Annotated in this window: 19 protein-coding genes; 12 read left to right on the forward strand and 7 right to left on the reverse strand. The window is 41.8% G+C overall.

Annotated features, from left to right (window positions below; translation table 11 throughout):
* Positions 1-26 precede the first annotated feature (26 nt).
* Entirely contained in the window at positions 27-1199 is a 1173-nt protein-coding gene (gene dltD / locus HMPREF1518_RS05810) for a D-alanyl-lipoteichoic acid biosynthesis protein DltD (protein ID WP_033584784.1), read from the forward strand.
* Positions 1200-1373: 174 nt separating this feature from the next.
* Here the strand turns inward: dltD and HMPREF1518_RS05815 are convergent, their stop codons facing one another.
* Positions 1374-1943, reverse strand: a complete 570-nt coding sequence (locus tag HMPREF1518_RS05815) for an MptD family putative ECF transporter S component (RefSeq protein ID WP_033584785.1) — start codon at positions 1941-1943, stop codon at positions 1374-1376.
* A gap of 133 nt (positions 1944-2076) precedes the next feature.
* Here HMPREF1518_RS05815 and HMPREF1518_RS05820 point away from each other — a divergent pair, with 133 nt between their 5' ends.
* The 5 genes from HMPREF1518_RS05820 (at position 2077) to nrdI (ending at position 6777) form a co-directional block, all read left to right on the forward strand.
* Positions 2077-2691: a YesL family protein gene (locus HMPREF1518_RS05820; RefSeq protein ID WP_033584788.1), complete on the forward strand. Its 615-nt coding sequence runs from the start codon at positions 2077-2079 to the stop codon at positions 2689-2691.
* Positions 2669-4339 (forward strand): sensor histidine kinase, encoded by a 1671-nt coding sequence (locus HMPREF1518_RS05825; RefSeq protein ID WP_081730820.1) that lies wholly within the window; start codon positions 2669-2671, stop codon positions 4337-4339. Before HMPREF1518_RS05820 ends, HMPREF1518_RS05825 begins: the two co-directional genes overlap by 23 nt.
* A gap of 11 nt (positions 4340-4350) precedes the next feature.
* Positions 4351-5637, forward strand: a complete 1287-nt coding sequence (locus HMPREF1518_RS05830; RefSeq protein WP_000278913.1) for a response regulator transcription factor — start codon at positions 4351-4353, stop codon at positions 5635-5637.
* 58 nt (positions 5638-5695) lie between these two features.
* Entirely contained in the window at positions 5696-6229 is a 534-nt protein-coding gene (locus tag HMPREF1518_RS05835; RefSeq protein ID WP_000740032.1) for an ABC transporter permease, read from the forward strand.
* Between the two features lie 77 nt (positions 6230-6306).
* Positions 6307-6777, forward strand: coding sequence for a class Ib ribonucleoside-diphosphate reductase assembly flavoprotein NrdI (gene nrdI / locus HMPREF1518_RS05840; RefSeq protein ID WP_000724241.1), 471 nt, complete (start codon positions 6307-6309; stop codon positions 6775-6777).
* Between the two features lie 81 nt (positions 6778-6858).
* On the opposite strand, the gene HMPREF1518_RS05845 is transcribed toward nrdI, so the two are convergent.
* From HMPREF1518_RS05845 to argS, 3 genes are all read right to left on the reverse strand, one after another.
* Positions 6859-8121 (reverse strand): NRAMP family divalent metal transporter, encoded by a 1263-nt coding sequence (locus HMPREF1518_RS05845; RefSeq protein ID WP_033584791.1) that lies wholly within the window; start codon positions 8119-8121, stop codon positions 6859-6861.
* Positions 8122-8334: 213 nt separating this feature from the next.
* A complete protein-coding gene (locus HMPREF1518_RS05850; protein WP_033584793.1) occupies positions 8335-8580 on the reverse strand; it encodes a hypothetical protein in 246 nt (81 codons plus the stop codon).
* Positions 8581-8909: 329 nt separating this feature from the next.
* On the reverse strand, positions 8910-10601 hold the full coding sequence (gene argS, locus HMPREF1518_RS05855) for an arginine--tRNA ligase (RefSeq protein WP_033584795.1): 1692 nt from the start codon (positions 10599-10601) through the stop codon (positions 8910-8912).
* Between the two features lie 154 nt (positions 10602-10755).
* Between argS and argR the strand changes: the two genes are divergently transcribed.
* Together argR and mutS are read left to right on the forward strand one after the other, a co-directional pair.
* Complete coding sequence (gene argR, locus HMPREF1518_RS05860; RefSeq protein ID WP_001231483.1) at positions 10756-11202, forward strand: arginine repressor; 447 nt, start codon at positions 10756-10758, stop codon at positions 11200-11202.
* 50 nt (positions 11203-11252) lie between these two features.
* Positions 11253-13787 (forward strand): DNA mismatch repair protein MutS, encoded by a 2535-nt coding sequence (mutS, locus tag HMPREF1518_RS05865; protein WP_033584797.1) that lies wholly within the window; start codon positions 11253-11255, stop codon positions 13785-13787.
* A 42-nt stretch (positions 13788-13829) separates the two neighbouring features.
* On the opposite strand, the gene HMPREF1518_RS05870 is transcribed toward mutS, so the two are convergent.
* Positions 13830-14288 carry a DUF3021 domain-containing protein gene (locus HMPREF1518_RS05870; protein WP_033584800.1) on the reverse strand — a complete coding sequence of 153 codons (459 nt, stop codon included), beginning with the start codon at positions 14286-14288 and terminating at the stop codon, positions 13830-13832.
* The gene (locus HMPREF1518_RS05875; protein ID WP_033584801.1) at positions 14285-14725 is read right to left on the reverse strand and encodes a LytTR family DNA-binding domain-containing protein; all 441 of its coding nucleotides are present in this window, start codon (positions 14723-14725) and stop codon (positions 14285-14287) included. Before HMPREF1518_RS05875 ends, HMPREF1518_RS05870 begins: the two co-directional genes overlap by 4 nt.
* Before the next feature lie 208 nt (positions 14726-14933).
* On the opposite strand from HMPREF1518_RS05875, the gene mutL reads away from it, so the two are divergent.
* Positions 14934-16883 (forward strand): DNA mismatch repair endonuclease MutL, encoded by a 1950-nt coding sequence (gene mutL / locus HMPREF1518_RS05880; RefSeq protein ID WP_033584802.1) that lies wholly within the window; start codon positions 14934-14936, stop codon positions 16881-16883.
* Positions 16884-17035: 152 nt separating this feature from the next.
* Here the strand turns inward: mutL and HMPREF1518_RS05885 are convergent, their stop codons facing one another.
* Positions 17036-17533 (reverse strand): helix-turn-helix domain-containing protein, encoded by a 498-nt coding sequence (locus HMPREF1518_RS05885; protein WP_033584803.1) that lies wholly within the window; start codon positions 17531-17533, stop codon positions 17036-17038.
* 161 nt (positions 17534-17694) lie between these two features.
* On the opposite strand from HMPREF1518_RS05885, the gene ruvA reads away from it, so the two are divergent.
* The 3 genes from ruvA to HMPREF1518_RS05900 form a co-directional block, all read left to right on the forward strand.
* Positions 17695-18288 (forward strand): Holliday junction branch migration protein RuvA, encoded by a 594-nt coding sequence (gene ruvA / locus HMPREF1518_RS05890; RefSeq protein ID WP_033584805.1) that lies wholly within the window; start codon positions 17695-17697, stop codon positions 18286-18288.
* A 9-nt stretch (positions 18289-18297) separates the two neighbouring features.
* Positions 18298-18861 carry a DNA-3-methyladenine glycosylase I gene (locus HMPREF1518_RS05895; protein WP_033584807.1) on the forward strand — a complete coding sequence of 188 codons (564 nt, stop codon included), beginning with the start codon at positions 18298-18300 and terminating at the stop codon, positions 18859-18861.
* 105 nt (positions 18862-18966) lie between these two features.
* On the forward strand, positions 18967-19311 hold a 345-nt coding region (locus HMPREF1518_RS05900), incomplete at its 3' end, for a transposase (RefSeq protein WP_033584809.1).

Below are 19311 nucleotides of genomic sequence, written 5' to 3' on the forward strand. Positions count from 1 at the left end.
AGACCGAAGGGATAGGATAAAACGAGATGATTAAATTAAAAGCATTTTTACTATCGCTTGTGCTCGTAATTGCGACGCTTGCCCTTTTAAATGTGACGTATGTCAAGAAGATTGATGATTATTATAAAGTCAAGGATAACAGTATTCGTTATAGCACCTCGTATGAAAAGTATAAAAGTAGAGATATTTTAACAAGCAATATTACTCCCAATACACTGGTTTTATTGGGGTCATCCGAGTTGGTTGCGACGATAAATGAAGACTATCATCCAAATAAAATTTTTAACTACAACGATTTTAATATCATGCAGATTGGGACAAGTTATTCTCAAAACATCATTCAGGCTACGACCTTGGGCTCTATTGAAGGATCTATGAGTAAGCGAAAAGTAGCTATAGTAGAGTCTGTTCAGTGGTTTGAAAAAGATGGGACTCATCAAGATGCCTTTTTGAACAAGGCTTCTCAGGAACATATTTTCCACATGCTAGATAATGACAAGATTAGTAAGGAAACGAAAGAAAAACTGATCAATCGCATTATCGAGATTACCAAGGGGAACAAGCAACAAAATGACATCTACAAAAAATACAAAAGTTATTTCATAGATGGAAAAGGAACCATTGTCGATAAAAAACTACTAGAGTTTGAGAACGCGATGTATTCCTTTAAGCTCAAACGAAAATTTTATGAAAATCATGAGAAATCAGATTATCCCTCATCAGGAGATAAAACCCCAGACTATGATTGGCAGAAGATGACGGATCAGTTTGTGGAAGAGGTCAAAAAGAAAACAGACAATAACGACTATGCTGTTGATAATAACTACTACAATACTTACTTAAAAGACCGCTATGCATCACTGAAAGATTCTAATAAAGATTTGAGTTACCTGGAGTCACCAGAGTATTCAGATATGGAACTTTTCTTGACAGTTGCTAAGGAATTGGGAATTGAAGTTGAGGTTATTATTTTCCCAGTAAACGGGAAATGGAATGACTACACTGGTGTCTCAAGAGAGATGCGAGAAAAAACTTATAAAAAAATAGAAGATGTCGCAAAAAGCCATGGTGCAACCGTATTAAACTATGGAAACAGAGAGTATGATGATTACTTTTTATTTGACGTGATGCACGTTGGAGTGAAAGGATGGATGGAAGTTGAAAAAGAACTTTACAAATTTGCAAACCAAGCTAACTAACACACATCGTTTAATCTTGTGGACACTATTTTTTTATACGGTTATCTTGAGCATCGTGATTTACTGTTTTGTGACCGATTTTTCGAATATTCAAGAATTTATCTATAGTGAATTTTAAGATTGTATACAAAAAGGCCCTGGAACTAGGCATTGCTAGTCTTCAGGGCTTTTAGCTTATAGTTTATCAGCTATTTTTTGACTTAGAAATTGCCCAATCAAAGCACCCATCAAGGCACCTAGGAGGATGCTTGAAACAAAGAGAAGGATTTTGTCCAACTCTGGAGCGACCATGATACGGTCGATGTATTCTTGGGATTTCCCACGCGAAAGTAAGGCAGCCACGTAAGCTTTGGGACGGATCCACATGAGGAAGATAGGGCCACTTGTGCTAAAAGCAAAGACGAGGAAGGAGAGGGTGTTTTTGATTCGATCTCTGTAGTTTCCGAGACGAGCGATGGCATCTGCTGCAAGACCACAGATGATACCTGGAAGAAAGGCACCAGCACCATGTTTGCTAGCTAGGAAGAAAAGTGCCATAAAAAGTCCTAGAGTGGTGATAGCACCAAAACGAGGGACCTTCGCCAAAAGAAGCATATAGACACTGCCACCGACAAGGGCAGAAAAGGCAGGCGCGTAGAACATATTGCCTGTTTGATCGACTAGGTGTCCTAGGAAGACTCCAATCCCCACACAGAGAAAGTAGAGGACGGCGGCTAAGAGGGTGGTTAAGATATTTTTCTTCATGAGAATCTCCTTGATACAAACTAATAAAACCAATTGTATCACGCTTTTTGAGGATTGTAAATGGGAGTTCTATATTTTTGAAAACGTTTGAAATATGATATAATAGTTACATCGTTAGTTTAAGGAGAGTGGCATGGGGAAATTTCTAGAATTCGTCTTTAATCGTATCTTTTTGGGAATGATGACGACGGCTTATTTTTGGCTATTAACACTAGCAGGAGGAGTGATCTTTGGTTTGGCACCAGCTAGTGCAACTCTTATGAGTTTGTATGCGGAGCATGGTTATACCTATCGAGCATACCATTTGAAGGAAGCTTGGGAATTGTATAAGAGCAATTTTGTCAAGAGTAATCTGGCTTTCTATAGTTTTGTGTTTGTGGATCTTGTCCTAGTTTATGGTTTGTATCTTCTAGTTCAATTACCCCACCAGACGATTTTCCACCTCTTGGCGACCTTTCTCAATGTCCTTGTAGTCGCTCTTGTCTTTCTAGCCTATACTGTTTCCTTGAAACTTCAGGTGTATTTTGATTTATCCTACCAAAATACCTTGAAACTGTCCCTTATCGGGATTTTTATGAGCTTACCTGCGATTGCCAAGGTTTTACTCGGGTCCGCTCTTCTTGTAGGAGTTGGTTATTATATGCCTGCCTTGCTCTTTTTTGTAGGAATTGGAATGTGGCATTTCTTTATCAGTGATATGTTGGAACCTATTTATGAAAGTATCCATGAAAAATTGGCGGCAAAATAGAATGAAGCAGTTTTGGCTTCACTCTCTTTTACGGATTTATAGTTTGGTTATGATCGTGGTCATTGCCAGTTTTGCGATTATGCTATCGTATGCTGACTGGGATTCACGTGAGAAAGAGGCCCAACGGGTTGCAGAACGTGTGACCACTCGGACAGTGAGTGAAGTGGAATACTATCACAGAGAGTCAACCCGACTTGCTCAGTCTTTGGTTGAAAATCAGGCCCGCATCGAAGGGATTTACAAGTATTTCAGTCTCAGCACACCAGACTATTTCTATTGGCAATTAGAGCGTAAAACTTCGCCTTATATCTCGGTTTCCCTGTATGAAAATATTGATGACCTCTATGTTCGGAATGATTTTGTGACTGGAGTGGCTATTGTTCTTCAGGACTACAAGGAAGTCTATGTTTCGACTAGAGAAAAACGCAGTGGAGAGAAAATTCCTGCGGAGGGTTTTAAGCCGGCAGCCAATAGTTTTGCCATTCCTGTTTCCGATCCTGTGTCTGACAAGGATTTAGGAGTGATTTATATCTCCCTATCCCCAGATGTTTTACATGGCGCTATTGACAATACAAGGGGCCATATCCCAATGGCTGTAACAGTAACTTCGCCTTTTGAGACTGAGATGTTCCATATTGGGGAGAAGGTCTCAGCCGAGCGAGAAAACTGGTTTGTAGGTGTCACCTCTCACGGTTATCAGGTTCGAGTTGCTGTTCCTAAAAATTTTGTTCTTACAGGAACTTTGACGAGTTCAGCTATTATTATTGGACTAAGTATCCTCTTTATCATCATTTTGTACGTGACCCTTAGACAGACTTTCTCAAATTACCAAAAACAGGTCGTAGACCTAGTAGATTCGATCGAGGTGATTGCTCAAGGAGAAGAAGGCCTTCGAATCGATACCTCTGAAAAAGACCAAGAGTTGCTTCTCATTGCAGAAACAACCAATGATATGTTGGATAGCCTGGAAAAAAATATCCACGATATCTATCAGCTAGAGCTCAGTCAAAAAGATGCCAATATGCGAGCTCTGCAGGCTCAAATCAATCCTCACTTTATGTACAATACTCTGGAGTTTTTACGGATGTATGCCGTCATGCAAAGTCAGGATGAACTGGCAGATATTATCTATGAATTTAGTAGCTTGTTACGCAACAATATCTCCGACGAGCGGGAAACCACGTTGAAGCAAGAGTTGGAATTTTGCCGAAAATATAGCTATCTCTGTATGGTGCGTTATCCTAAATCCATTGCCTATGGTTTCAAGATTGCACCAGAATTGGAAGAAATGAGAATTCCAAAATTTACACTCCAACCATTAGTAGAAAACTACTTTGCTCATGGTGTTGATCATCGCAGAACAGATAATGTCATCAGTATCAAAGCCTTGAAGGGCCAAGGATTCGTTGAAATCCTAGTAGTAGATAATGGTCGGGGAATGTCCGCTGAGAAACTAGCTGCCTTGCAAGAAAAATTAACTCAGCGAAGTTTTGAACACGAAGCAAGCTACAGTGGAGAGCGGCAATCAATTGGAATAGTGAATGTACACGAACGCTTTGTTCTCTACTTTGGGGATCGCTACCAAATCAGTGTAGAGTCAGCTGAGCAAGAAGGTGTTCGTTACCATATCACTATCCAGGATGAATAGAAAGGGTAGAAATGTATAAAGTTTTATTAGTAGACGATGAGTACATGGTGACAGAGGGGCTCAAGCGATTAATCCCCTTTGAAAAATGGGATATGCAAGTCGTCGCGACAGCTAATCACGCAGATGATGCTTTGGATTACGTCAAGGAAAATCCAGTGGATGTGATCATTTCCGATGTCAACATGCCAGATAAGACCGGGCTTGAGATGATTAGGGAAATGAAAGAGCTACTTCCAGATACCTATTATATCTTGCTGTCTGGTTATCAGGAGTTTGACTACGTCAAAAAAGCCATGAACCTTAGTGTCGTGGATTATCTGGTCAAGCCAGTAGACAAGGTAGAGTTGGGCAATTTATTAGAAAAAATTGCGCAACAGCTTCAGGAAAAGGTGGAGCAAAGTCAGACCCTTAGTCAAGAATTGGATGAGACAGGATTTACGAACTACCTGTCAGGTAAAGACAGCTGGTGGATAGGACTTTCAAAGGAAAAGCAGGGGTCTTTTACCATTCCTTACTATGTTTTGGGGCAAGACTGGCAGATTTTCATCTCTGATCAGCCACTAGATGGCATCGTCGTGACGCCATTTGAAGCACCCTTCCAGCAGTCCTTTGAGAATTGGAAGATTAATGCTGAAAAAGCCCTCTTCTACGGTTCAGTTAATTTAGAAAAATCCGAGAGTTTATTTGCCTATTACGAGCCGATTTATCGGGTGATTATCCAAGGGAATATCAATCAAATCATCGAAGAATTAACCCTACTAGAGAAGGTTGTTTTGGAGAATACTCCGCGAGTGGCCATCACGAAGCAACTTTTCACTCAGTTTGTCATGGACGTCTTTCATTTGTTTGAACACCTAAAAGCAGATGATATGACCGAGATTGTCAAAGCCATCCATGCCATTAACTCCTTTGAAGAATTGGTTGCCTATATCAAAGAAACCTTGACCAAGTTCTTTGGCCAGTACCGCATGAATGAAAATGTGGTGAGCGTTCTGGAGGTGATTGGGCGTGATTATCAGAAAGAGCTCTCGCTCAAGGATATCAGCAAGGATCTCTTTATCAATCCTGTCTATCTCGGGCAGCTGATCAAAAGAGAAACCAACTCAACCTTTGCGGAATTGCTCAATAAACAGCGAATTAAGGCAGCGCAGCAACTCTTACTTTCGACCAGTGATAGCATCGAAGATATTTGCTATGCAGTTGGCTACAGTAATGTTGGATATTTCTACAAGGTTTTCCGTAAATTGTGCGGAAAATCACCGAAAGCCTATCGTAAACAAGTTGAAACTAGCTTGTAAAAGTTGTATTCCTGTACAAAAAATGCTATAATGTTCAAAATATCTTATGGAGGAAAACATGAAAAAGAATCCTATTTATCTTTGGGTTTTGTTAGTCCTATCAGCCCTCATTTCGGCTATGTCATTATTTGGAATCTTGAGTCCATTGCCAAGTAAAGATGCTCTTCGTGCTAGCCTGGCGAATAGCGGGACGCTCACTGCCCAGCAATTAGAAGACACGGTCAACTATACTTACAAAGTGTCAGAATCCTCTCACTCTATTTTTAATATGTTGTTGATTGTTTTATCTGCAATTTTAGTTGTAGTAGCCTTTGTATTTCTCGTACGTAAAAACGTACAATTCGCAAACTATACTTATGTTGGCTATGTTTTACTAGCTATTGTTGGTTTGGTTTATAGCTATATGAACGTTCAAGATGCGGTTCAATTAATCAAAGATAGTGCCCTTGGCTTAGGAATGGGAGCATTAGCAAAAGGGACGAATATTTTGTTCATCATCATCAATATTCTCTTTTTAGCCTTAGTCTTTTACAAGATGTGGCGCCAACAAAAGGACTTGACTGAGGAAGTCGAAGCAGAAGAGGCTGCTTAAGTATTGACAAAAAAGAACTATCAAGTTACAATTTTGGTAGTTCTTTTTATATCGTAAACATAAAAATCGAGGTCAACATGAAAAAAATATCCTTAGTGTATATCAGTCTGAGTGGGAATACAGAGAGTTTTGTAACCCGACTCAAGGACTATCTCTTGTCCCAGTACGAAGGGATTGAGGTCCAAAAAATCCATATCAAGGACCTAGTCAAGGAAGGTCAAGAATTCTTTGAAATGGAACATCCCTATATCGCTTTCTTGCCGACCTATCTAGAAGGTGGAAATGGTGTCGATAACGGCGATGTCGAGATTTTAACAACTCCACTGAGCGACTTTATCGCCTATGGGGACAATGCTAGTAAGTGTTTTGGGGTAGTGGGATCTGGTAATCGCAATTTTAACAATCAATACTGCCTGACAGCCAAGCAGTATAGTCAGCGCTTTGGTTTCCCAGTTTTGGCTGACTTTGAAATGCGTGGTATGCTGGGAGATATTAAAAAGGTCGCAGCAATCATTGCAGATTTGTATGAGTTAGAAACAGAAAAATGAAGTAGTACTGAGGGGCAGTTGAGATTTTCAACTGCTTTTTGTGTATACAAAAAGCACCCCGTAAGGGTGCCATTTTATAAACTATCCTGCTTTGCCGATAGCAAGTGCATAGATAAAGAAGATAGCGAAGCCAAAGAGGAAAATCAATCCTGCGATAGCGAGGAGTTTTAGCCAAGAAGGAAGATTTTTATTTTCACGTGTCACCAATACATAGTTCAAAAGAGCGAAGAATGGTGTTGTCAGGAAAGAACCGATCATGGCGAAGCGGAGCATGGTTGAAACTTGACCAGCAAAGAACTTGATGATGACGATACCGATAATAGCTATGAGGGTCATCCAGATGTTCAAAGATTTGCTATCATCCTCTTTTTGACTTAGCAAGAGTCGTAGGGAAACCTGATTAACGCGAGAATAGCCATCGATAACAGTAATGACTGTTCCAAAGATACAGAGAAAGGCGATGAAGGTGATCAAATAACGGGACCATTCTCCAAGAACAGAGGCATACATACCCACGAATTGAGAAATGTACTTGGCTGAAGCGGCTTCAACTGCTTGTCCTGTAGGATACTGAATGAGTGCTCCGAGTGCTACAAAGAATACAGCCAGGATAGCAGTTCCGATGTAACCAACGTTAAAGTCGAAAAGGGCGTCCTCTGTATTAAAGTTGACGGTCTTTTTCTTTTCAGCAGACCAGAGTGAGTTGATGGCTGAAATTTCAATAGGGGCAGGCATCCATCCTAAGAGGGAAACGATAAAAGGGAGGGCTGCCATTTGCCAAGGTGTCTTCTCGACAAAATCAGAGCTGTATTCTGGATGCTTAATTGCTGCAATGATAACTGCAAGAACTGTTGCAATGGTCAAAGCAGACATAATCCATTTTGCCATACCATCCAACAGTTTGTAGCCACCAAAGAGTAGCATGGCCCAAATGACTGCAACAAGGATGAGGGACCATTGAGTGATGCTAAGACCGATCATTGGAAAAGCGCTAGCGATGATGGCTGAGCAAAGGATGGCGACTCCAGCTGTATTGACCATAGCAGAGAAAACATTGAGGACAAAGAAAATCCAGAGATAGAGTTTTCCTTTTTCAGCATAGCCTTCCACCAAGGTTTTGCCAGTGTCGGCAGTATATTCGGCACCAAAACGGAAAAATGGATATTTAAAGACATTGGCCAAGATAACTAAGAGGAGTAGTGACCAACCATAAGAACCACCAGCTTGAGTGGAGGATACGATGTGAGAACCTCCAACGGCGGCAGAAGCCATGAGGATTCCTGGCCCCATTGCCTTTAGTTTGCTTGCCCAGGTTGACTGGTTTGATAACGTAACTTGTGACATAATAAACGCTCCTATTTTTGAATTTTCAGAATAATCTGAATAGATAGCTACTATTCTACAAAAAACTTAAAAGAAATGCAAGAATATTTTGAAAAAAGTTGGGAAGTTCTGAAAAAATTACAAAAATCATATGAAAATAACCGTGGCTGTTTCAAGGGGATGATGTTGACTAGGACCAATAAAAATCCGAGAAGAAAGCTTCTCGGATTTTTATTATTTCAATTGATCTGTGACGTCTTTTGAGAGCAACATTCCCAAATGGTAAGTTTTATTGATATGTGCAATAACATCATTGATATTTTCAGTCGTGTGAATTTTCTCTTTGATGTCAGACCTAAATGTCTCGTCCTTCAAGAGTTGCTCTTGGTAGAGCTTTTGCAGTCTTTCCTTTTCGTACTTATTGAGCAGAAAAAGGAAAACCAAGCTAATTATAACGAGGATATAAGCATATTGGCTCATAGGAAATCTCCCAGTGTGATAAATAGTAAAAGTGAATAAATTGTTTCATTGAACAGCTGCAAGGCCGAACAAAATATAAATGTTATTTTGCTCAATCGTTCGGATTGCTTTCAAGTAATTTAAAAGATTACGACATGAGCCTAACCAAATCGATATTATTTGGTTAGGTGAATTAGTGAAGCGTTTAGGCAACTCGTACTGGTTACGACGTCATGGCCTCTAAATCGATTATATTTAGGAGCCATGACTAGTGAAGCGCCTAGCCAAAGTCCGAATAGGATTTGGCGTTAGTTACTTAGATTGCTCTGCAATCAAGTAACTTTGGCGATTTACATCTTCTCCGGCGCTTCTACTCCGAGCAAACGAAGAGCTTCTTTAAGGACCACTGCGGTTGCGTAGCTGAGGGCCAGACGACTGTCGCGCTCAGGACTTTCATCTAGGATACGTGTATGTGCATAATATTTGTTGAAGGCTTGAGCCAAACTAATCGCAAATTTCGCAATGATAGAAGGTTCAAAATTATCTGCTGCACGATTGATAACACGTGGGAAGTCTTGGAGTAGTTTAATGATTTCCCAGCTTTCAGCATCATTCAGGCTGTAATTGCCAGCTGTATCTGGTTTGAAATCGGCTTTGCGCAAGATAGATTGGATACGAGCGTAGGCGTATTGAACGTAAGGTCCAGTTTCTCCTTCAAAGGATACCATAGCTTCAAGGTCGAAGTCATATCCATTTGTACGGTCGGTTTTAAGATCATAGAACTTGATAGCCCCAACTCCAACAGCGTGGGCAACCTGGTCTTTATTTTCTAACTCAGGATTTTTCGCTTCGATTTGGGCCTTGGCACGGCTAACAGCCTCTGCAACAGTAGGCTCTAGCAAGATGACATTTCCTTTACGAGTAGAGAGTTTTTTCCCTTCTTTTGTTACCAATCCAAACGGAACATGGACAATGTCTTGGCTCCAATCGTAGCCCATCTCTTGTAATACTGCCTTGAGTTGTTTAAAGTGGGCAGATTGTTCTTGGCCAACAACATAGATTGATTTGGCAAATTGGTATTCGTTTTTACGGTAGAGGGCTGCAGCCAAGTCACGTGTGATATAGAGAGTTGCACCATCAGATTTCTTGATAAGAGCTGGATGTTCAATTCCATATTTCTCAAGATTGACAACTTGAGCTCCTTCTGACTCAACAAGAAGCCCTTTTTCAGCGAGAATGTCTACAACGGCATCCATCTTATCATTGTAGAAGGCTTCTCCGTTATAGCTGTCAAATTCGACTTGCAATTCATTGTAGAGACGGTTGAATTCCACTAAACTTTCATCACGGAACCATTGCCAGAGAGCGAGGGCTTCCTCATCTCCATTTTCCAGTTTACGGAACCACTCACGTGCTTCTTCATCCAAGCTAGGGTCTTTTTCAGCTTCAGCATTGATGCGAACGTAGAGTTTAAGAAGTTCATCGATTGGATGCGCTTTAACGGCTTCCTCATTTCCCCATTTCTTGTAGGCAACGATCAACATTCCAAACTGTTTGCCCCAGTCTCCTAGGTGGTTGACCTTGACCGTTTGATAGCCGATTTTTTGGAAAATATGTGATAAGCTATCTCCGATAACGGTTGAACGCAAGTGCCCAATAGAGAATGGTTTAGCGATATTGGGACTAGACATGTCGATAACGACATTTTCTTGCTTGCCAATGGTTTGGTCGGCATAGTGCTCTTTTTCAGTGATAACATCCTGTAATACCTGAGCCGAAATAGCAGATTTATCAAGGAAAAAGTTGACGTAAGGTCCTGTAGCAACAACCTTTTCAAAGGCCTGACTATTAATTCTTTCAGCAATATCTGCTGCAATCATTTGCGGAGCTTTACGCTCGACCTTTGCTAGAGAAAAGGCAGGGAAGGCGATGTCTCCCATTTCTGAGTTTTTAGGTGTTTCTAGTAAATTTAAAATAGCCTCTTGATCCAGGCTATCAATGACGCTAGCCAACTCGCTAGCAATCAATTCTTTTGTATTCATAAGGGCTCCTTTTGGGCTTTTTTACTATTTTAACACAATTTACTACATTTTTTGAGAAAGAAAAGAATTTTTTTGAATTCTCTATTTTTTTTGGTATAATGTAGTTATAAAATAAATGTAAAATTTGTTATAAATATTCACTTAAGAGGATAATATGAGAAAAAGAGAACGGCATCAATTGATTAAAAAGATGATCACCGAAGAGAAACTTGGGACACAAAAAGAGATTCAAGATCGTTTAGAAGCTCGTAATGTTTATGTGACACAAACGACTTTGTCACGTGATTTGCGTGAAATTGGCTTGACCAAGGTTAAGAAAAATGATATGGTGTATTATGTACTAGCAAATGAGACAGATAAGATTGATTTAGTTGAGTTTTTGTCTCATCATTTAGAAGGAGTTGCAAGAGCAGAGTTCACCTTGGTACTTCATACCAAACTTGGAGAAGCTGCAGTCTTAGCAAACATTGTAGATGCAAACAAGGATGAATGGATTTTAGGAACGGTTGCTGGTGCTAATACCTTATTGGTTATTTGTCGAGACCAGCACGTTGCCAAGCTGATGGAAGATCGTTTGCTAGATTTGATGAAAGATAAATAAGGTCTTGGGAGTTGCTCTCAAGACTTATTTTTAGCAAGGAGAGACGGAAAATGGCAACAGAAAAGCTATCACCCGGCATGCAACAGTATGTGGATATTAAGAAACAATACCCAGATGCTTTTTTGCTTTTTCGGATGGGTGATTTTTACGAGTTGTTCTATGAAGATGCAATTAATGCAGCACAGATTTTAGAAATTTCCTTAACGAGTCGGAATAAAAATGCAGAAAATCCGATACCCATGGCGGGCGTCCCCTATCATTCTGCCCAGCAGTATATCGATGTTCTGATTGAGCAGGGCTATAAGGTAGCCATAGCCGAGCAGATGGAAGATCCCAAACAAGCGGTCGGAGTTGTCAAGCGAGAGGTGGTCCAGGTCATCACACCTGGAACGGTCGTCGATAGCAGTAAGCCTGATAGTCAGAATAATTTCTTGGTTGCCTTAGATCGTGATGGCAATCAGTTTGGTCTGGCTTATATGGATTTGGTGACAGGTGATTTCTATGTGACAGGTTTATTGGATTTTACGCTGGTTTGTGGGGAAATTCGCAATCTCAAGGCTCGAGAAGTGGTGCTGGGTTATGACTTGTCTGAGGAAGAAGAACAAATCCTCAGTCGTCAGATGAATCTGGTGCTTTCTTATGAGAAGGAAGGCTTTGAGGATATTCATTTACTAGATTCACGTTTGGCAGCTGTGGAGCAAGCGGCAGCTAGTAAGCTGCTCCAGTATGTTCACCGGACCCAGATGCGGGAATTGAACCATCTCAAACCAGTTATCCGCTATGAAATCAAAGATTTCTTACAGATGGACTATGCGACCAAGGCTAGTCTGGATTTGGTTGAGAATGCCCGTTCAGGTAAGAAGCAAGGCAGTCTTTTCTGGCTTTTGGATGAAACCAAAACGGCTATGGGTATGCGGCTCTTACGTTCTTGGATTCATCGTCCTTTGATTGATAAGGAGCGAATCGTCCAACGTCAAGACGTGTTGCAGGTCTTTCTTGACCACTTCTTTGAGCGCAGCGATTTAACGGATAGCCTCAAGGGTGTCTATGATATCGAACGCTTGGCTAGTCGGGTTTCTTTTGGTAAGACCAATCCCAAGGATCTCTTGCAGTTAGCGACCACCTTGTCTAGTGTACCACGGATTCGTGCGATTTTAGAAGGCATGGAGCAGCCTGCTCTAGCCTATCTTATCGAACAGTTAGATGCCATCCCTGAGTTGGAGAGCTTGATTAGTGCTGCCATTGCTCCTGAAGCTCCTCACGTGATTACGGAAGGGGGCATTATCCGAACTGGATTTGATGAGACCTTAGACAAGTACCGTCGTGTGCTCAGAGAAGGAACTAGCTGGATTGCTGAGATTGAGGCTAAGGAGAGAGAAAACTCTGGCATCAGCACGCTTAAGATTGACTACAATAAAAAAGACGGCTACTATTTCCATGTGACCAATTCGCAACTGGGAAATGTACCAGCCCACTTTTTCCGCAAGGCGACACTGAAAAACTCGGAACGCTTTGGTACCGAAGAATTAGCCCGTATCGAGGGGGATATGCTGGAGGCGCGTGAGAAGTCAGCCAACCTAGAATATGAAATCTTTATGCGCATCCGTGAGGAAGTCAGCAAGTACATCCAGCGTTTGCAGGCTTTAGCCCAAGGAATTGCTACAGTTGATGTCTTGCAAAGTCTGGCGGTTGTGGCTGAAACCCAGCATTTGATTCGACCTGAGTTTGGAGACGATTCACAAATTGATATCCAGAAAGGGCGCCATGCAGTCGTCGAAAAGGTCATGGGAGCTCAGACCTATATTCCTAATACGATTCAGATGGCAGAAGATACCAGCATTCAATTGATTACAGGGCCCAACATGAGTGGGAAGTCTACCTATATGCGGCAGCTAGCCATAACTGCGGTTATGGCTCAGCTGGGTTCTTATGTGCCGGCAGAAAGCGCCCATTTGCCGATTTTTGATGCTATCTTTACCCGTATCGGAGCAGCCGATGACTTGGTTTCAGGTCAATCAACCTTCATGGTAGAAATGATGGAGGCTAACAATGCTATTTCGCATGCGACCAAGAATTCCTTGATTCTCTTTGATGAATTGGGACGTGGAACTGCAACTTATGATGGGATGGCTCTTGCCCAATCCATCATCGAATACATCCATGAGTATATCGGAGCCAAAACCCTCTTTGCGACTCACTATCATGAGTTGACCAGTCTGGGGTCTAGCCTGGAACACTTGGTCAATGTTCACGTGGCAACCTTAGAACAGGATGGACAAGTCACCTTCCTTCACAAGATTGAACCAGGTCCAGCTGACAAATCCTACGGTATCCATGTTGCTAAGATTGCTGGTTTACCAGCAGAACTTTTAGCAAGGGCGGATAAGATATTAACTCAACTGGAGAGTCAAGGGACGGAAAGTCCTGCTCCCATGAGACAAACAAGTGCTGTTACAGGGCAGATGTCACTCTTTGATACCCCTGAAGAGCATCCTATTCTAGCAGAATTAGCTAAACTGGATGTGTACAATATGACACCGATGCAGGCTATGAATGTCTTAGTTGAGCTTAAACAAAAATTATAAAAAGGACCCCACTCATGTGTTTGTGAGTGGGATTTTTCTCTATTACTTTTTATGAGCCAAGAGTTGATTGATGTGGTCTACTTTTTTAGCTTCTCTTTTATAGAGAATAACCCAGATGATAAGGTAGACGATCGCAAACTCTGGAATGAGCTGGAGATAGAAGGTCCAGTGGAAGGGGAACCAACCAGCCAGAGTCGCTAGTGGGACAAAGCCAGCCAGCATGAGGAAGAAATGGGAAAGTGTTGCACGGAGCAAGCTCCAGTCACGGCTGAATAAACGACCACCAAAGCTAAAGAGAACGCCGATAGCTGACCAGATAATCGTGCAGTAGAGTAAGACCAGAGCACCGTGAACCTGATGATGAGCCATCACTTGGCCTATGAGAGACTCGGGACTCAGTGGGGCATAGGTATTTGGTGCATAAATGAGTGAAAAGAGGATAGAGAGGATGAGGCCGATGAGAACGCCAGTGGCTGCATCGTGAAAGATTTGTTTTTTCATAGTTCTAATTTCTCCTTGATGGTTTTTAGGTAACGGCGTGAAGAGTAGGTGAAGCTTTCGTTTTTGAGAAAGATTTCGACTAGGCCGTTGGGAGTTAGTTTGAGATGAGAGATAGCGTCAATATTAACGATTTCAGATTGGGAAATTTGGATAAAAGTGGTCGGCAGAATGTCAAGAACTTGATAGAGACGCAAATCAATGGTATAGGTCTGACTGGCAGTTTCTGCTAGAACTTTTCGATTTTCTATATAGAAGCGCTGAATCTTGCCAATTTCAACTAGATAGACCTGATCTTCAATCTTTCCTTTGATTGTTTCTTTTTGGTCAAGATTTTCTGCGAACTCGATGACTTTCTGGACTTTTTCGGTCGGCTGAGGAGTTTGGACAATCAGCTTTTCCTCCTCGTAAGTCTCTTTAATCTGTAGTTCTACTTTCATAAATTTCCCTCCTCATATTTCATACAAAATTGTGATCACTTCTTGTACACCTTTATTAAACACTATTTTACGACCCATGGCAAGAGCTTTTGTCTATGTGGAGAAATTTGGAGTCTATGTGGTATTTGCTTTTTCTGGTAACATCTGAAATATGGTATAATAGCACTAATCAATTTCTAGGAAAATAGATACAGAAAGGGGCTGAAAGATGTCTCATATTATTGAATTGCCAGAGGTGCTGGCAAACCAGATAGCTGCAGGAGAGGTCATTGAACGTCCTGCCAGTGTGGTCAAAGAGTTGGTAGAAAATGCCATTGATGCTGGCTCTAGCCAGATTATCATTGAGATTGAGGAAGCTGGTCTTAAGAAGATTCAAATCACTGATAATGGTCATGGAATTTCCCATGATGAGGTGGAGTTGGCCTTGCGTCGCCATGCGACCAGTAAGATAAAAACTCAGGCAGACCTCTTTCGGATTCGGACGCTTGGTTTTCGTGGTGAAGCCCTGCCCTCTATCGCTTCTGTCAGTGTCTTGACTCTGTTGACGACGGTGGATGGTGCGAGTCATGGGACCAAGCTCGTTGCGCGTGGGGGTGAAGTTGAGGAAGTCATCCCAGCGACTAGTCCTGTGGGAACCAAAGTTTGTGTGGAGGAACTCTTTTTCAATACACCAGCTCGTCTCAAGTATATGAAGAGCCAGCAAGCGGAGTTGTCTCATATCATTGATATTGTCAACCGTCTGGGCTTGGCCCATCCTGAGATTTCCTTCAGTTTGATTAGTGATGGCAAGGAAATGACGCGGACAGCAGGGACTGGCCAACTGCGACAAGCCATCGCAGGGATTTACGGTTTGGCGAGTGCTAAGAAGATGATTGAAATTGAGAACTCTGACCTAGACTTTGAAATTTCAGGCTTTGTGTCTCTGCCTGAGTTAACCCGAGCCAACCGCAACTATATCAGCCTCTTCATCAATGGCCGTTATATCAAGAACTTTCTACTAAATCGCGCTATTCTTGACGGTTACGGAAGCAAACTCATGGTAGGGCGTTTTCCACTGGCTGTCATTCACATCCATATCGACCCCTATCTAGCTGATGTCAATGTGCATCCAACCAAACAAGAAGTGCGGATTTCTAAGGAAAGAGAACTGATGGCGCTGGTTTCAGAAGCTATTTCAAATAGTCTCAAGGAACAAGCCTTGATTCCTGATGCTTTAGAAAATCTTGCCAAGTCGACCGTTCGTAATCGTCAAAAGGTAGAGCAGACCATTCTCCCACTCAAAGAAAATACGCTCTACTATGAAAAAACAGAACTCTCAAAACCCAGTCAAGCTGAGGTGGCTGATCATCAGGTAGAATTGACTGAGGAAGGGAAAGATTTGACCTTATTTGCCCAGGAAACCTTGGACCAGTTGACCAAGCCAGCAAAACTACATTTTGCAGAGAGAAAGCCTGCTAACTACGACCAGCTAGATCACCCAGAGTTAGACCTAGCGAGTCTTGATAAGGCTTATGATAAGCTGGAGCGAGAGGAAGCATCCAGCTTCCCAGAGTTGGAATTTTTTGGACAAATGCACGGGACGTATCTCTTTGCCCAAGGGCGAGATGGGCTCTACATCATAGACCAACATGCGGCTCAGGAACGGGTTAAATACGAGGAATACCGAGAAAGTATTGGCAATGTTGACCAGAGCCAGCAACAACTCCTAGTTCCCTATATCTTTGAATTTCCTGCGGATGATGCCCTTCGTCTCAAGGAAAGAATGCCTCTCTTAGAGGAAGTAGGTGTCTTTCTAGCAGAGTACGGAGAAAATCAATTTATCCTGCGTGAGCATCCTGTCTGGATGGCCGAAGAGGAAATCGAATCAGGCATCTATGAAATGTGTGATATGCTACTCTTGACCAAGGAAGTTTCGATCAAGAAATACCGAGCAGAGCTGGCTATTATGATGTCCTGCAAGCGGTCTATCAAGGCAAACCATCGCATCGATGACCACTCAGCCAGACAACTCCTCTATCAGCTCTCTCAATGTGACAATCCTTACAACTGTCCCCACGGACGCCCTGTTTTGGTGCATTTCACCAAGTCGGATATGGAAAAGATGTTCCGACGCATTCAGGAGAATCATACCAGCCTCCGAGAGTTGGGGAAATATTAAGAACACAAAAAGCCTTTGTTCCTTTTGAACAAGGCTTTTTAGTTTTTCTAAGGTGGGAACTTTGATTGGGTATGGGCAACTTGACACGAGGTTTACACTTGCTTGACAAGACCAGTCCTATAAAAAGTGTTGTGAAAACTGAACTAGGTGATTCAAGATTTCGCAGAATCGTCTTGGTTTGAAGGATTCTCAGGATCAATCACCTTATCAAGATAACGTTGTTTGGTTTTGAGAGCCTTGTTGATAGCAACTGCAGACGCAATCAAGAGAACGAAGGTCAGCCAAATCCAGGCGGTGAATTCGGCTGGGAAACTAGAACCAGCTAAAAAGAGATAGATAGCCAGAGCCAAGACGAAAATATAAATCACTTGCCAGAGGCCAAAGGATTTAACTTCTCTATAGTATTTGTCCTTATCTTCCTCCAAAATCACTGCCGTGGAAGATTTTTCAGAGTTTTCATCCAGTAGTAGATAGTCAGTTGTCACTTGGAAAATCTTGCTTAATTCAATGATTTTTTCGATTTCTGGAAGAACTTGACCAGACTCCCATTTGGAGATGCTTTGCCGAGAAACATTGATTTGTTCTGCTAGCTTTTCCTGGGACCAACCTTTTTCCTTTCTAAGCTCAAATAGTTTTTCTGCGAGTTTCATGATTCTATCCTCCTTTTTCTACCTCTATCCTAACAATTTTTACTTATAATGAGAATACAATCTCCTGTACTATTTGTCAACCAGAGGGTGCACCTTTTGTTGCAGTCTGTCTTGGGGAAATATGATATACTAGATAAACGAAATAAGAGAAAAGGAAAACTATGTACGAATATTTAAAAGGAATCATTACCAAAATTACTGCCAAATACATTGTTCTTGAAACCAACGGTATCGGTTATATCCTGCATGTAGCCAATCCCTATGCTTACTCGGGACAGGTCAATCAAGAATCTCAAATTTATGTGCATCAGGTTGTGCGTGAGGACGCCCATCTACTTTATGGATTTCGCTCAGAAGATGAGAAAAAGCTCTTTCTCAGTCTGATTTCGGTATCTGGGATTGGGCCTGTGTCAGCTCTTGCTATTATCGCTGCTGATGACAATGTTGGCTTGGTTCAAGCCATCGAAAGCAAGAACATCACCTACTTGACCAAGTTTCCTAAAATTGGCAAGAAAACAGCCCAGCAGATGGTGCTGGACTTGGAAGGCAAGGTAGTTGTGGCTAGTGATGACCTTCCTGCTAAGGTGGCAGTGCAAGCAAGCATTGAAAACCAAGAACTGGAAGAAGCCATGGAAGCCATGTTGGCACTGGGCTACAAGGCGACCGAGCTTAAGAAAATCAAGAAATTCTTTGAAGGGACGACGGATACAGCAGAGAACTATATCAAGTCGGCCCTTAAAATGTTGGTGAAATAGGAGAATAATATGACAAAACGCTGTTCGTGGGTTAAGATGACCAATCCGCTCTACATCGCCTACCACGACCAGGAGTGGGGGCAGCCCCTCCATGATGACCAAGCATTGTTTGAGTTGTTGTGTATGGAAACCTATCAGGCAGGCCTGTCTTGGGAAACGGTGCTCAACAAACGCCAAGCTTTCCGAGAAGCCTTTCATGGCTATCAAATTCAAGCGGTCGCAGAGATGACCGACACCGAATTGGAAAACTTGCTGGATAATCCAGCCATCATCCGAAATAGAGCCAAGATTTTTGCTACACGCGCTAACGCCCAAGCCTTTCTACGATTACAGACAGAATATGGCTCTTTTGATGCCTATCTTTGGTCTTTTGTTGAGGGGAAAACGATCGTGAATGATGTTCCTGACTATCACCTAGCACCTGCTAAAACAGCCTTGTCTGAAAAATTAGCTAAAGATCTAAAAAAACAAGGTTTCAAGTTCACAGGCCCAATTGCCGTTTTATCTTTTCTTCAGGCTGCAGGTCTGGTTGATGACCATGAGAATGATTGTGAGTGGAAAAACGGAAATTAGTGAGTGCAGGCGTTTAATTATCTGAGAATATATAAAAAAGCTGAGAAATTTGAACTGCACCCCAAAAGTTAGACAGAAAGAATCTAACTTTTGGGGTGTTTTATTATGAAATTGAGTTATGAAGATAAAGTTCAAATCTATGGACTAAGAAAACAAGGATATAGCTTAGAGAAGCTTTCAAATAAATTTGGGATAAACAATTCTAATCTTAGGTACATGATTAAATTGATTGATCGTTACGGAATAGAGTTCGTCAAAAAAGGGAAAAACCGTTATTACTCTCCTGAATTAAAGCAAGAAATCATCAATAATGTTTTGATTGAAGGTCGTTCCCAACTAAGCGTATCTCTGGATTATGCTCTCCCAAGTAGTGGATTACTTTCGAATTGGCTGGAACAATACAGGAAAAACGGGTATACTATTGTTGAGAAAACAAGAGGGAGACCGTCT

This window comes from Streptococcus sp. SR1, from assembly GCF_000526075.1.
Classification (GTDB): domain Bacteria; phylum Bacillota; class Bacilli; order Lactobacillales; family Streptococcaceae; genus Streptococcus; species Streptococcus halitosis.